We start from the raw sequence: 15,751 nt of genomic DNA, 5'->3' as shown, positions 1-15,751 counted from the left end.
TTATAGACCTTTAGTGAGCTTTTTTACAATTTTGTTTTCAGATAAAAACTCCTTTAAAATCACTTTTATTGCCGTATAAGCAGGCACTGCTATTATTAAACCAATAACACCAAAAAGAATACCTGTAATTAAAATTACTAGAAATATTTCTAATGGATGCGACTTTACACTTTTTGAAAATATTATGGGTTGACTTCCAAAATTATCAATAAGTTGGCCAATAATAAATACAATAAAAACCCAAATGGTTTTTGGTAAAATAACATCGCTAAATGATTCGCCAAGGTTGCTCGTCATGGTTAATGTAATCATTAAAAAACCACCTATTAAAGGGCCTACATAAGGAATTAAATTTAGCAAAGCACATAAAAAAGCAATAACAATCGCATTTTCTACACCAATAATTAAAAGCCCAATGGTATAAATTATAAATAGAATTAGTATTTGAAAAATGAGTCCGACAAAATATCTTGAAAGTAAATCTTTAATTTTGGTTGAAGAGCTTTTCCAACGTGATTCTTTATTATCTGGAATAAAAGTAAGCATACCATTTTCAAACAATTTACTGTCCTTTAAAAAGAAAAAAGAAATAAATAATACCGAAAATAGACCAATACTAAAACTACCTAAACCACTAACTATTGAATTTAAAAAGTTTGGAATAATAGAGTAATCTAATTTAGATAAAAGGTTAGAATCTTTAATCGATTTTTCAATATCAATTTGGTTTAAATCAAAATACGCAATTATTTCTCTGTATAAATCTTCTATTTTGCCTTGTAGTTGTTCAATATTTAAAAGTGATAAGTTTTGACCTTGTTCTATAATTAAAGGAATAAACAAGCTTACTAAACCAATAAATAATCCAATTAAAACAACCATAGTTACAATAACAGCAATAATGTTTTTAAACTTTAATTTTCTGCGTAAAAACAATACAATTGGTCTGCCAATTAATGAGATAACCGCAGCAATGGCAACGTAAACAATAACAGATTGAATTTGGTATAAAAAGTAGAGCAGTAATGCAATGCCGAGTATAATGGCGATAGCTTTTAAAATACCGTTTGATATGGTGTTAGAATTCATACAGTAAATATAATATTATTTGTTATTAAGAAATAAGTACAATTAAGGTAATTTTTTAATTGAATAAAATATTGGTTTAAAAACCAACAGATTGCCACGTCCTTTGTCCTCGCAATAACGTTAGGAAAGCTGTTTGGTTATTTCATAAAAGGCAATATTGGTAGCTTGCGCCACATTCATACTGCTATTTTGCCCAAACATATCAATATGAATTATTGCATCAGACATTTTTAGGATAGCTTCTGAAACTCCAAAATTTTCATCACCAATAATTAAAGCAATGGGGTTTTTATTCGAAAATCTGAATGCGTGAATGGGTTTGCTGGAATTAGTAATTTCTAATGAAATGATTTGATAGTTTTCTTTTTTTAAGCATTCAACAATTTTTGTTGCTGAATCCACAATCTCATAATTCACTACTTTTTCTGTCGCTCTTGAGGTTTTTGCCATTTTTCGTCCAAGTACAATATGCTCACCGCAAAGGATAATTTTTTCAATGCCAAAAGCATCGGCAATTCTAAATAAGCTTCCAATGTTTGGTGCATTTGTAACATTATCGCAAACCAATGTTATTGGAAATTTGTGTTTTTTAAAGTTGGTATTGTAGTGGGTGAGTTGCAAGTGGTGTTTATTTGTTTAGTCGTTTGTTGTTTAGTTGGTTTTTATTCCGAAATCAAAATTATTAATTTGAAATAATAACTATTTCTTGTTTATTTAAAAGTATATATAAAATGACAGTTAATATCAAAAGGAATACACTAACTTTTAGAATTACTATAATTAAATCCTTTAAAGTGTAATCATCTTTATTAGAAATATTTTCAAAAAAGAATTCAACAAAAGTTAACAATAAATCTTTCATAAACAATTGTGAATTTGTGGCTACTTTTTTAATTTTCAAAAGCATACTTAACAATATTAGCACCCATTTTTAATGCTTTTTCTCTAACATCTGGGGTGTCGTTGTGTACTTCTGGGTCTTCCCATCCATCGCCTAAATCACTTTCGTAGGTAAACAGTAACACCATTCTACCTTTATAAAACATACCAAATGCTTGCGGACGTTTACCATCGTGTTCATGAATTTTTGGTAAGCCTTTTAGGAATTTATATGCTGTATTAAATATTTTATGAGTTGCAGGTAGTTCTATTAATTCCTGATTTGGAAAGACCTTTTTTAGCTCTTTAGTAATGTAAGGTTGCATGCCGTAGTTATCATCAATATGTAAAAAACCACCAGAAATTAAATAATTACGAAGATTTTCTGCATCGGTATCGCTAAAAAACACATTGCCATGACCTGTCATGTGGAGCAACGGATACTGAAAAATATCAGGGTTACCCAATTCAACGGTTTGTGGTTTTGGGTTAATTTTAGTGTTTATATTTTTGTTGCAAAACTCAATTAAATTGGGTAATGCTGTTGGGTTTGCATACCAATCGCCACCACCTTTGTATTTTAGGATTGCTAAATCTTGACTGAAAGAGAATGAGAAAAAGAGAGCAAAGAAAAGAGAAAAAAATAATTTCATGTTTAAAATACATTAATGCCCATTATGGGTTTCGTTTATAAACACCACAGAATGACAAGCAACTATAGCAGCGGTTTCGGTACGTAATCTGGTTTCTCCCAAAGTTACAGGAATAAAATTATTAGACAACGCCATTTCTATTTCTTTAACAGAAAAATCGCCTTCTGGTCCGATTAAAATGGTAGTATTTTGATTTGGTTTTACCTGTTTTTTTAAAGATTTTCTATCTGTTTCTTCACAATGTGCTATAAATAAATCGTCTTTAAACTCTTGTTTTATAAAGTTTTTAAAAGGTATAGCTTCATTTAGTTTTGGCAAATAACAATTTAATGATTGTTTTATTGCCGATTGCAATATCTTTTGGTAACGTTCTGGTTTTATAATTTTTCGTTCGCTGTGATCGCAAATAATTGGTGTGATGCTATCGATTCCAATTTCGGTAGCTTTTTCTAAAAACCATTCGTAGCGGTCGTTTATTTTTGTTGGCGCAACTGCTAAGTGTAAATTGTAAGCTCGTTTGGGTTGTAATGTTTTTGAAACAATATTTGCTACACATTTATTAATGTTTGGCATGGTAATTTCCGCTTTAAATAACCAGCCATTTCCATTAGTTATATATAGAGTATCCCCAATATTTTTACGTAACACTTTTACTATGTGCTTACTTTCTTCTTTGCTGAAAGTAAACTGTATGGTGTTTTCTGAAAGGGTTGGATTGTAGAAGAGTTGCATGAAACGAATATACTAAGATTTGCTATTTGATATAAAATGTTTTACGGTAGAAAAAATTATATTTAAAATAAAAAGAATTTGAGAGAATAGAATAGTACAAATTATAACTGTAATCACCCAACCTAAAATAGAGCTTTCATTGAATACTCCAGGTTCAACTTCAGTATCATCCTCAAAAATTATCATTAAAAGAAAGTAAACTAATAAACCACCAACTGTAAAGAATAAATGTATTTTCGTTAAACAATTTATTAAACAAACATTTAGTTTCTTTAAAACCCAATAAATACTTCCTTCAATTAAATATAATAATGATATTAAGGAAATTAAATGAAAAAGATGAATAATGAAATAAGTGTCATAAACGTTAATATCAATTAAAGCATTTTTATCAGAAAAAGTAAATAATCCAGCGATAAATATTATTATAGCAGTTATCCAAAAATAAATATGTGGTTTAGTAAATTTCATCTATGAATTATTCGTGCATTTGTGGCAAAAACTAAATCTTCAATCGTGCTGAAGCCATCACATCCTGTTTAGCAAAATCGCCTTCTAAATATTTTAAATAGCCCACAATAGCAATCATAGCAGCATTATCGGTGGTAAATTCAAATTTGGGTACATAAGTTGTCCAGCCAAATTTTTGTTTACCATCTTTAAGGGCTTGTCTAATTCCAGAATTTGCTGAAACACCACCCCCAATAGCAATATGCTTTATGCCAGTTTGCTTTGATGCTAGCTTTAATTTATCAATCAAAATACCAATAATAGTATATTGAATGGATGCGCAGATATCGTTTAAGTTTTCGGTTATAAAATTAGGGTTCGCTTTTACTTCTCGTTGAATAAAATACAAAATAGCCGTTTTTAAACCCGAAAAGCTAAAGTTTAAACCACTTACTTTTGGTTTTGTAAATTGAAATGCTTTTGGATTACCAAGTTTTGCACGTTTGTCAATTTCTGGTCCTGCTGGGTAACCCAAACCTAAAAGTTTTCCACTTTTATCAAAGGCTTCGCCAACGGCATCGTCAATGGTTTCGCCTATAACAGTCATATCAAAATAATTATCCACTTTTACAATTTGTGTATGGCCACCAGAAATAGTCATCGCTAAAAACGGAAATGGAGGTTTTTCAAACCCTTCTTCATCAATAAAATGGGCTAAAATATGAGCTTGCATGTGGTTAATATCTATTAGAGGAATATTTAAGCCGTAAGCAAAAGACTTAGCAAATGATGTTCCTACTAGTAAAGACCCCATTAAACCTGGTCCACGAGTAAACGCCACAGCATTAAGTTCATCTTTAGTAATATTAGCTTTTTTTAAAGCTTGATGCACCACAGGAACTATATTTTGTTGGTGAGCTCGAGAGGCTAATTCTGGGACAACCCCACCATATTCTTCATGTATTTTTTGACTCGCTACAACATTGCTTAAAATTTTACCGTTGTGTATTACAGAAGCCGCAGTATCATCACAAGAAGACTCAATTCCTAGTATATAAATATTTTGTGAAGACATTAATAAAAATTAGGCACAATAATTGTTAATTTTGACTCGATAATCGAGATTTAAATATTCCAGTATTATTTAAAATAAGCATCTAGTAATATGTAAATATACGTAGATACAAAAGTAGTTTATTCTTAATTAAATTGTAACTTTAAGGGCATCAAAAAAAATCTAAAAATACTATCAAAAATAGCAGGCATTTTATTGCTGCTTTTTATCATTTTGGTCTTGGTGCTTTCTATACCATTTGTTCAAACGGGGTTAGGTAATTATGCTACTAAAAAAATTAATACCGAGTTTGGTACTAATATAAATATTGATAAAGTTGGATTACAATTTAATGGCGATGTTGAGTTAAAAAGTATTTATATTGAAGATTATAAAAAAGATACCCTAATTAGTATTTCAGAACTTAACACATCTATTTTAAGTTTTAGAAATTTATACAAAGGCAAATTGGTTTTTGGTGATATTGATATTATGGACTTAGTGCTTAATATTAAAACATACAAAGACACCATCGATACCAATTTAGATATTTTCGTTGCGAAATTAGAAGGCGATAATCCGCAAGCGAAAAGTGGTGATTTTTTACTTTCTTCTAGCGATGTGTCAATTTACGATGGTCATTTTAAATTATCAGACGAAAATAGAGAAACTACAAAACGACTTGATTTTGAAGACTTAAGCATTAACGCTACCAATTTTTTAATTAACGGTAGCGATGTTAGTGCTAGAATTAATACACTAGGTTTTAAAGATAGTAGAGGTGTGGTTGTTAAAAATTTAATGACCAACTTTAGTTATACTTTAACAGATATGACCTTTGACAATTTGAGTATTAAAACACCTAATTCAGAATTAAAAGGCGATTTAAAATTTTCGTACAAAAGAGAAGATTTACAGTTTTTTGAAGATAAGGTTTTAGTTACTGCAAGTTTTAAAGATTCTAATATTTTACTTAACGAATTAAACACATTTTATAATGAATTTGGCAATAACCAATATGCACGATTTAGTGTTGATTTGTCAGGTACTTTAAACGATTTACTAGCTACAAACTTAAAGTTTACTTCTAGCCGAAATACCAGAATTTATGGAGATATAGGCTTTAAAAATCTGTTTAGTAAAGAAGAAGGCGATTTTTATATGGATGGTAGGTTTAATAATTTAACCTCTACATATAAGGATTTAACAGCACTACTACCTAATGTTTTAGGAGATGCTATTCCGTCATCTTTTGATAGATTAGGTAGGTTTAAAATTGTTGGACAATCGCAAATTACGGCATCTACAGTAAATGCTGATGTTGAGATAGAAACCGAATTAGGTTTTGTTGATTCTAAACTTGAAATAACAAAAGTTAATGATATAGATAACTCGTCTTATAGAGGTAAAATCATTTTTAAAGAATTTGATTTGGGAACTTTAATTGAAGATCCAAAAGTTGGATTAACATCACTTAACTTAAATGTGAATGGCACAGGTTTTATTTTAGAAAACATTGATAGTCAAGTAGATGGAGATGTTTTTGAAATTTTATATAATAATTATAATTATAAAGGAATTAAAGTAGCAGGAAACGTTAAAAACAAAATATTTGACGGTAATTTAATAGCTAATGATAAAAACCTACAATTAAATTTTAATGGACTTGTTGATTTTTCAGAAGAATTAAGAAAATACGATTTTACAGCCAATGTAGATTATGCCAATTTAAATGCCTTAAACTTTGTTAAAAAAGATAGCATATCAATCTTTAAAAGTAAGGTTAGAATGAATATGAATGCGAGTAATTATGATGATGCTTTTGGTAGAGTATTGTTTCAAAACACGTCGTATAAAAATATAAAAGACACTTACTATTTTGATGAGTTTGCCATTTCATCAAGATTTGATAATAATACAAGATTTATAGAAATAAATTCTCCAGATATTATTAAAGGAAGCCTTGAAGGAAAGTTTCGGTTTAAAGATATAGGCAAGTTATTTGAAAATTCATTAGGTCATATTTACACTAATTATATTCCTCATAAAGTAGCATCAAATCAAAAAATCGATTTTAATTTCAAGATTTATAATAAAATAGTTGAAGTATTTTTTCCAGAAATTCAATTGGGTAAAAATACTTTTGTTCGTGGTACTGTAGAGAGTGAAGAAGATGCATTTGGTCTTACATTTAAATCACCAAAAATTAAATTCAAAAAGCACTTTGCAAATAATATAGAATTGCAGGTTGATAATAACAACCCACTATTTAACACCTATGTTGAAGTAGATAGTATTAATACCGATTTTTATAAAGTCTCAAAATTCAATCTAATTAACGTTACGGTAAACGACACCTTGTTTATGCGTTCAGAATTTAAGGGTGGTAAGCGAAATAACGATATATTTAATTTAAGTTTTTACCATACTATTAATAAAAAAAGCGAATCTGTTTTAGGATTCAAAAAATCAGACTTCACCATTAAAAACAGAAAGTGGTTTGTAAATAACAAAAATGACACTCTTAATAATGTGTCGTTTGATAAAGGCTTGACCAAATTCAATTTAAATAACTTCAAGATTAGTCATAATAATGAAGAAATTAAGCTTTCAGGATCTTTAAAAGATTCCACTCAAAAAGACTTAAAACTTAATTTTAAAAATGTAAATCTTGCTAAAATAACACCAGACATAGATAGCTTGTCGTTAGCGGGAAATGTAAATGGTTATTTAAAAATTTTTCAAATTGATGGAAATTATCAGCCAGAATCTGAAATAGATATATCTAATTTTAAAGTAAACAATTTTCCGTTAGGAGATTTTGATGCTAATATTAAAGGGAATGAAAATTTAACGAACTATACAGTTGATGCCACTATTAAAAACGATTTATCTAATTCATTTAGTGCCATAGGAGAAATAGATGTAGTAGGTAAAAAATCAAGCATTAATGTTAATTTAACTTTTGATGACTTTAGTTTACAACCTCTAAATCCATTGCTAGATGGCGTTTTAAGTAATATTAGAGGACAAGTTTCTGGTAAAGCCAATGTTGTTGGAAATTTAAAGCGACCTGATATTAATGGAGAACTTGCTTTAAATAAATCTGGACTTGGAATTCCTTATTTAAATGTAGATTATAACTTTAATGATAAAACCTCAGTTACATTAGAAAATCAGAGTTTCGTTTTTAAGAATCTACAATTAACCGATACTAAATTTAATTCTCAAGGTACATTAAATGGTAAATTAAGTCATGTGAATTTATCTAAATGGGCTTTAGATTTAAGTATTGATACCAATATTGGAGACAACAGGTTATTAGTTTTAGACACCAAAGAGACAGAAGAAGCATTATACTACGGAACAGGTTTTATTGGTGGTAGTGCTACTATAAAAGGACCAGCAGACGAGCTCACCATTAATGTTATTGGCGAAACTAAGAGAGGTACAATTTTTAATATACCCCTTAATGATACGGAGTCTTTTGGCGATAATTCTTTTATTCATTTTATTACTAAAGAAGAAAAATTAGCTAAAGAGCAAGGTGTAGATCTTGTTTTTGAAGATATAAAAGGATTAGAATTAGCCTTTGACTTAGATATTACAGAAGATGCCCAAGTAGAAATTATTATAGATAAAAATACAGGACACGCTTTAAAAGGACGAGGAAGCGGCGGACTTTTAGTTGAAATTAATACCAATGGAAAGTTTAATATGTGGGGCGATTTTTCGGTGTTTGAAGGTGTTTATAATTTTGCTTTTGGTGGTATTGTACAAAAAGAATTTATTGTACAACCTGGAGGAACATTAGCATGGAATGGCGAGCCTTTAAAAGCACTAATTAATATGCAAGCTACTTATAAAACAAATGCTAACCCATCACCACTTTTAGATAATCCTATTAATAGAAGTATACCAGTTGAATTAAATATTAGCTTAACAGGAGAGTTAGAACAACCAGACCCTTTGTTTGAGTTCGATTTTCCAACAGTGACTTCTGCAATAAAATCGGAGCTACAATATCGATTAGAATCACCAGATGATAGACAAAATCAAGCTTTATATTTATTATCAACAGGAGCGTTTTCACGTGGTTTAAACGACCTTAATTTTTCTGGAACCATTGCAGAAAGGCTTAATGGTATTGTAAATGGTATTTTTTCTAGTGAAAATGGTAAATTCGACTTTGGTTTTAATTATGAAGTTGGAGAAAATAGACCAGATTATAAAACAGACGATAGGGTAAGTGCCACTATCCAAACAAAAATAAGCGATAAAGTATTTATTAATGGTAAGTTGGGAGTACCAGTTGGCGGAGCAACCGAAACTGTAATTGCTGGAGATGTAGAAATTAATTTTTTACTTAATGAAGAAGGTACATTAACCGCAAAAGTTTTTAATAGAGAGAATAGTATTCGTAATTTTGGCGAAGCTATAGGCTATACACAAGGCGTTGGTTTATCATATAATGTAGATTTTGATACTTTCAAAGAACTAATCCAAAGGCTTTTTAAAAAGAAAACGGATGACAAAGAAGTATTATCTACTGAAAAGGAAAAAGAAGATGATAGTGATACTTCCCCAAGTTTTGTAACTCATAAAACATCTTCAAAAAAAGATAATTAGCAGTTTTTTAGCTTTTTGCTTCATATTTTTTATAAAAACTATTTTTTTTATTAACTAAAACGTTATAGTTTAACAGCTATAGTTAAAATATGATATATGTTATATAATTATAACATTTGTTTACTAATTTTACTTCGTAATAAAAAAATTAATGCCAAAAAAGATAAAAAGAATAGCTGTTTTAACTTCTGGAGGGGATTCACCAGGGATGAATGCAGCAATCCGATCGGTTGTAAGAACATGTGCATATCATGATTTAGAATGCATAGGTGTTTACCGAGGATATGAAGGTTTAATAGAAGGAGATTTTAAACCTATGGATGCCAGAAGTGTAAAAGGTATCATTAACAAAGGAGGTACGATATTAAAATCGGCACGTTCAAAAGAATTTAGAACAGTAGAAGGTAGACAAAAAGCCTATAAAAAATTAGTAGAAGCAGGAATTGACGGTTTAGTTGTAATAGGTGGAGATGGTTCTTTTACTGGCGCAATGATACTAAATGATGAGTTCGATTTTCCAGTTATGGGAATTCCAGGAACTATTGATAATGATATTGTTGGAACAACACATACCTTAGGTTTCGATACAGCTCTAAATACCGTAGTCGATGCCATTGATAAAATTAGAGATACAGCGAGCTCACATAACAGGCTTTTTTTTATAGAAGTTATGGGGCGTGACGTAGGACACATTGCTTTGAACGCTGGAATTGCTGGCGGAGCTGAAGAAATTTTAATTCCTGAAGAAGATTTAGGATTAGATCGATTGGTAGAGTCTTTAAGACGTAGCAGAAAATCAGGAAAAACATCGAGTATTGTTATTGTTGCTGAAGGTGATAAAATAGGTAAAAATATTTTTGAACTTAAAGATTTTGTTGATGATAATATGGAAGGCTACGATGTTAGAGTATCTGTACTCGGGCATATGCAACGCGGTGGTTCACCATCTTGTTTCGATCGGGTTTTAGCAAGTAGGATGGGTGTAAAAGCTGTAGAATCATTATTAGAAGGAAAATCTAATTACATGGTTGGTTTGCAAAACACAAAAATGGAATTAACACCTTTCGATAACGCCATAAAAGGAAAAACAAAAATAAATTTAGAATTATTGCGTGTCTCAGACATTATGAGCACTTAAACATTAATAAATAAGATTATGTCAAAATTAAAAATTGGAATTAACGGATTTGGTAGAATAGGAAGAATAGCTTTTAGAGTAGCTGCTGAAAGACCAAATGTTGAGATAGTAGGAATTAACGATTTGTTAGATGTAGAGCATTTAGCATATTTATTAAAATATGATTCGGTACACGGTAAGTTTGATGGTACAATTGAAACCAAAAACGGAAAACTAATAGTAAATGGTAACGAAATTAGAATTACTGCTGAGCGCAATCCTGAAGATTTAAAATGGGACGAAGTTGGAGCAGAAGTTATTTTAGATTGTACAGGTATTTTTACAACCCTAGATAAAGCACAAGCACATATTAAAGCTGGTGCCAAAAAAGTTGCTATTTCGGCACCATCTGCAGATGCTCCTATGTTTGTTATGGGTGTAAACCATGATAAGATTACTGCAGCAGACACTATTGTATCTAACGCATCATGTACAACTAACTGTTTAGCACCTTTAGCTAAAGTAATTAACGATAAATTTGGCATTGCAGAAGGTTTAATGACAACAGTTCATGCTGCAACTGCTACACAATCTACTGTTGATGGTGTATCTAGAAAAGATTACAGATTGGGTCGTGCTTCTTTAAATAACATTGTGCCAGCTTCTACAGGAGCTGCTAAAGCAGTAGGTAAAGTAATTCCAGAATTAAACGGAAAATTAACAGGTATGGCTTTTAGAATACCAACTGTTGATGTATCAGTTGTTGATTTGACTTGTCGTTTAGAAAAGAGCGCTTCTTTTGATGAAGTAAAAGCAGCTTTAAAGCATGCCTCAGAAAACGAATTAAATGGTGTTTTAGGTTATACTGAAGAGGGTGTTGTATCTCAAGATTTTGTTTCAGAACCAAAAACGAGCACATTTGATGCTAATGCAAGTATGGCACTAAACGATAATTTTGTTAAATTAGTATCTTGGTACGATAACGAATACGGGTACTCAACTAAATTAGTTGATTTAGCACAACATATAGGTGCTATATAATTATTAATATATTTCCACAGAGTTATCCTAAATAAATAAGATGATTCTGTGGATTTTTTTCTTTTGACTTATGATTTTAATTGTTGATAGTGGTTCTACAAAGGCTGATTGGATAGCTGTAGATAGTAATGGGAATAAATTATTACCAAAAATTCGAACTAAAGGATTAAATCCAGCAACATTGCCAGAAAAAAAACTAAGAAAGCGAATTAAAAATAGTCAAGAGTTAAAAGATAATCGTGCTGCCGTAACCAACGTGTTTTTTTATGGAGCAGGTTGCGGTACAGAAAAACCAAATCAACTTTTAGGAGAAGTATTAAAAGATATTTTTTTTAATGCCGAAATTCAAGTAAAAGAAGATACTTTGGCAGCGGTATATTCTACAATAAATAAAAAAGATGAAGCTGCTGTTGTGTGTATATTAGGTACGGGTTCTAACTGTAGCTATTTTGATGGTAAAGAGGAACATCAAAAAGTAAAATCTTTGGGGTATTCTATTATGGATGACGCTTCTGGTAATTATTATGGAAGACAATTAATAAGAGATTATTATTTTAATCACATGCCAGAAAATATTAGAATTGCTTTTGAAACAAAATATAACGTAGAAGACGATTATATAAAATACAATTTGTACAAGCAACCCAATCCCAATGCATATTTAGCAAGTTTTGCAGAGTTTATATTCTTGCATAAAGATTCAGATTATATTATCGATCTTATAAAAAAAGGGATACGTTTATTTGCAACTAATATGATTATGCAATTCAAAGAAGAGCTAAAAACAGTTCCAGTACATTTTGCTGGTTCTATTGCATTTTTTGCTCAAGATGAAATTAAAGAAGTTGCTAACGAAATGGGTTTTACCGTTGGTAATTTTGAAAGAAGACCCATTGAAGGTTTAGTTGCATATCATACTAATAATCTGTAAAAAATTAGTTTTTGCATAAGCATATTGCGCTTTATATTTCTAATAATGATGATAAAGAACAACTTATCAAGCGCATTATATCAGAGAATTTTATTGGTGATTTTACTACTTTAAAAGGCGCTATTTTTTCAAAAAAAACTTTAGATAAGTTTATAGATGAAGAAGTTCGCCATGGTCAATTTAACGTCGTTACAAGTGCAAATAACAGTTTGTTAAATTCTTCTGAAGGCGAACGAAAAAAGGCATTACTACAGCATCTTATCTCTCAAAATCCAGAATATATTTTAGTTGATAACGTTTTTGGAAATTTAGATATTGAGTCTCAAAAAAATATTGAAATAACGCTAACACAATTAAGTCAAAAAACACCTATTATTCAAATTACTAATAGAGTAGAAGATATACTGCCTTTTGTAAATCAGCTTTATAAATTAAAGCATAGTATACCTATTTTATGTGAAAATAAAGATTCTTTAATAGATGATAAGCCTAAAGATTTTCTATTAAGTTTACCAAAACCTTATAATCAAACCAACAACCAGTTTAGTTCATTGGTTAAATTTAAAAATGTTACAATATGTTACGGTAGTAGAACAATTGTAAATGGTATTAATTGGGAAATTAAACCAGGTGAGTTTTGGCAATTAATAGGTCCAAATGGTTCTGGAAAAAGCACACTTTTAAGTCTTATTTCTGGTGATAATCCCAAAGCATACAATCAAGATATTACATTATTTGGTATTAAAAAAGGGAGCGGAGAAAGTGTTTGGGATATTAAAAGGAAAATAGGTTATTTTTCTTCAGAATATCTACGAGGTTTTGAACGTTTGCAACCTATTGAAAGAATGATTATATCAGGATTTTTCGATTCTATTGGGCTTTATAAAATTCCAAATGAAAGACAACTTACATTAGCTCATCAGTGGCTAAAGGTGTTAAACATGTTTCATATAAAAGACAAAAGTTTTTTAAGCTTGTCTGTAGGGCATCAACGTTTAGTGCTAATTGCCAGAGCTATGGTTAAGCATCCGCCATTACTTATTTTAGATGAGCCAACAAATGGTTTAGATGATAACGATGCTGCATTATTTTGCAAATTAGTAAACAAAATAGCTTCAGAGAGTAATACAGCTATTTTGTACGTTTCGCACCGAAATGAAGCGCATTTAATTAACCCCAATTATATTTATCAATTACAGCCAAAAAATACCGGTTCGATAGGTAATATTATTAAATCTTCGTAATAATTTATAGCACTATTTATTTGTAATTATAACTTTGATATTTAGTATATTTATAAATAAATTTTAAACGCAATCATGCTTTTTTTTAAAAATCAAATAAAACCTACACAAGTAAAAGTTATTTTGTCTGTTTTTGTAGTTATTGCTTTTGTGGCTATTTTTTTTGTTGGGTTTAATTTTATTGATGAGAATACAGACTTACGAAACATCACTTTATTATTTGCTGTATTAATAATTGTTCTGGTTAATGTTGCATTTCACTTTTTTAAAAATCAATACTCAAACGAGTTAGAAGTTGATAATTTAACTAATATTATAATTGATTTAAAGCAAAAATTAAATGATGCATTAGACACCGCTGATTACAAATCTATTTATTTGGCTAATATGAGTCATGAAATTAGAACGCCTTTAAATACGGTTTTAGGAATGTTAAATATGCTAAAACAAACTAATTTGGATGCTGACCAAAAAGCACAAGTTGAAATTGCCGATTATTCTTCAGAGCATTTACTACAGTTAGTGAACATGATTATTGATAATTCTAAAGTTGATGAAGCTGATGCGACACTTAATTTAGCTGCAATAAATTTAAAAACTGATTTATCCAGATTGTTTAAAATTTTCGAATATCAAGCTTGGGATAAAGGGTTAGAACTTGAGTTTGATTTTTTGTTTGAAAGCGAAAAAAAGTTTTATGTTTTAGGCGACATAGCAAAGATTCAACAAGTACTTATTAACTTAATCAATAACGCGATTAAGTTTACAAATAATGGAAAAATTACAATTATTGTTGATCAAACAGTTGGTATTGAAGACGATCAAATTGTTACTTTTTATATTAAAGATACTGGTGTTGGTATGCGTTCTTACGAGGTTAAAAGAATTCTTAAAAACTCCAAGAAAGTGGATGTTTCTAAATTTAATGATTACAGAGGTGGAGGTTATGGGTTATTAATTTCTAGAGATCTAGTAAAATTAATGGGAGGAGAGCTTAAAATTGAAAGCAAAGAAAACAAAGGCACAACATTTTACTTTAGTTTACAACTAAAAAAAACATTAAATATTCAAATGCCTAGTGCAGAGGTTAAACCTGTACTTCTTAATACATTTAATGTATTGGTTGCTGAAGATAACATGATGAACCAGAAAGTGATTAAGTTTTTGCTAGAGCAACAAGGTGCCGATTGTACCTTTGCTAAAAATGGTTTAGAAGCAGTTGACTTGTATAAAATACTTGATTTTGATATGGTGTTTATGGATATTTACATGCCAGATTTAGATGGATACCAAGCCACTGAAAAAATTAAAAGAACAAGAAAATACACTAAACTTAAAACACCAATTATAGCAGTGTCTGCAAGCGCTTTTGAAGAGGATATCGAGAATGCTAAATTAGCTGGTATTGATGCCTTTTTAGCAAAACCCATTGAGGTTGATAAGTTAAAAAAGTTACTTATAAAATATGCTTCAGTAGATAGACCAGCGTAGTTACTTAGCAGCTATAATACTAATTTCTACATTTACATCTTTTGGTAATCTAGATACTTCTACTGTTTCGCGAGCAGGTGCATTAACTTCGTTAAAATAACTCCCATAAACAGCATTTATTTCTCCAAAATTATTCATATCACTAATAAATATTGAGGATTTTATAACGTTATCAAAAGTCATGTTTGCTGCTTTTAAAACCGCTTTTATATTTTCCATAACTTGTTTGGTTTCAGTTTTAATATCATCTAAAACCAATATGCCAGTTTCTGGATGTAATGCAATTTGCCCCGAAGCATAAAGAGTGTTTCCTGTTAAAACAGCTTGACTATATGGACCAATAGGAGTAGGAGCACTTGTTGTAGAAATTATTTTTTTCATTGAATTGGCATTTTTGTTATTACCTCGAAGGAGGAAATCTTATTGTATTTACCTTTTTAG

At 30.1% G+C, this 15,751-nt stretch carries 13 protein-coding genes; 6 read left to right on the top strand and 7 right to left on the bottom strand.

The annotated features are described in order from the left end of the window. From L3X37_RS12325 to tsaD, 6 genes are all read right to left on the bottom strand, one after another. On the bottom strand, positions 1 to 1,089 hold the full coding sequence (locus L3X37_RS12325; RefSeq protein WP_237240482.1) for an AI-2E family transporter: 1,089 nt from the start codon (positions 1,087 to 1,089) through the stop codon (positions 1 to 3). A 120-nt stretch (positions 1,090 to 1,209) separates the two neighbouring features. Beyond that, the gene (locus L3X37_RS12320; RefSeq protein ID WP_237240481.1) at positions 1,210 to 1,710 is read right to left on the bottom strand and encodes a TrmH family RNA methyltransferase; all 501 of its coding nucleotides are present in this window, start codon (positions 1,708 to 1,710) and stop codon (positions 1,210 to 1,212) included. A 269-nt stretch (positions 1,711 to 1,979) separates the two neighbouring features. Next, entirely contained in the window at positions 1,980 to 2,621 is a 642-nt protein-coding gene (locus L3X37_RS12315) for a DUF4159 domain-containing protein (RefSeq protein WP_237240480.1), read from the bottom strand. Positions 2,622 to 2,633: 12 nt separating this feature from the next. Continuing rightward, positions 2,634 to 3,353, bottom strand: a complete 720-nt coding sequence (locus L3X37_RS12310) for a 16S rRNA (uracil(1498)-N(3))-methyltransferase (protein WP_237240479.1) — start codon at positions 3,351 to 3,353, stop codon at positions 2,634 to 2,636. Between the two features lie 12 nt (positions 3,354 to 3,365). Continuing rightward, complete coding sequence (locus L3X37_RS12305) at positions 3,366 to 3,824, bottom strand: hypothetical protein (RefSeq protein ID WP_237240478.1); 459 nt, start codon at positions 3,822 to 3,824, stop codon at positions 3,366 to 3,368. Between the two features lie 31 nt (positions 3,825 to 3,855). Further along, positions 3,856 to 4,878 (bottom strand): tRNA (adenosine(37)-N6)-threonylcarbamoyltransferase complex transferase subunit TsaD, encoded by a 1,023-nt coding sequence (tsaD, locus tag L3X37_RS12300; protein WP_237240477.1) that lies wholly within the window; start codon positions 4,876 to 4,878, stop codon positions 3,856 to 3,858. A gap of 195 nt (positions 4,879 to 5,073) precedes the next feature. Between tsaD and L3X37_RS12295 the strand changes: the two genes are divergently transcribed. From L3X37_RS12295 to L3X37_RS12270, 6 genes are all read left to right on the top strand, one after another. Beyond that, positions 5,074 to 9,486, top strand: coding sequence for a translocation/assembly module TamB domain-containing protein (locus L3X37_RS12295; RefSeq protein ID WP_237240476.1), 4,413 nt, complete (start codon positions 5,074 to 5,076; stop codon positions 9,484 to 9,486). 151 nt (positions 9,487 to 9,637) lie between these two features. Then, complete coding sequence (pfkA, locus tag L3X37_RS12290) at positions 9,638 to 10,624, top strand: 6-phosphofructokinase (protein WP_237240475.1); 987 nt, start codon at positions 9,638 to 9,640, stop codon at positions 10,622 to 10,624. 18 nt (positions 10,625 to 10,642) lie between these two features. Further along, a complete protein-coding gene (gene gap / locus L3X37_RS12285) occupies positions 10,643 to 11,644 on the top strand; it encodes a type I glyceraldehyde-3-phosphate dehydrogenase (protein WP_237240474.1) in 1,002 nt (333 codons plus the stop codon). 70 nt (positions 11,645 to 11,714) lie between these two features. Beyond that, positions 11,715 to 12,575 carry an N-acetylglucosamine kinase gene (locus tag L3X37_RS12280; protein WP_237240473.1) on the top strand — a complete coding sequence of 287 codons (861 nt, stop codon included), beginning with the start codon at positions 11,715 to 11,717 and terminating at the stop codon, positions 12,573 to 12,575. Between the two features lie 11 nt (positions 12,576 to 12,586). After that, complete coding sequence (locus tag L3X37_RS12275) at positions 12,587 to 13,819, top strand: ATP-binding cassette domain-containing protein (RefSeq protein WP_237240472.1); 1,233 nt, start codon at positions 12,587 to 12,589, stop codon at positions 13,817 to 13,819. 75 nt (positions 13,820 to 13,894) lie between these two features. Further along, positions 13,895 to 15,310, top strand: coding sequence for a response regulator (locus L3X37_RS12270; protein WP_237240471.1), 1,416 nt, complete (start codon positions 13,895 to 13,897; stop codon positions 15,308 to 15,310). On the opposite strand, the gene L3X37_RS12265 is transcribed toward L3X37_RS12270, so the two are convergent. Further along, a complete protein-coding gene (locus tag L3X37_RS12265; protein WP_237240470.1) occupies positions 15,311 to 15,691 on the bottom strand; it encodes a RidA family protein in 381 nt (126 codons plus the stop codon). It lies immediately after the preceding gene. Between the last annotated feature and the right edge of the window lie 60 nt (positions 15,692 to 15,751).

The organism is Wocania arenilitoris, from assembly GCF_021728535.1.
GTDB lineage: Bacteria > Bacteroidota > Bacteroidia > Flavobacteriales > Flavobacteriaceae > Wocania_A > Wocania_A arenilitoris.
Note: the sequence above shows the minus strand (reverse complement) of the source record. Positions and strands in the feature narration are given on the sequence as shown.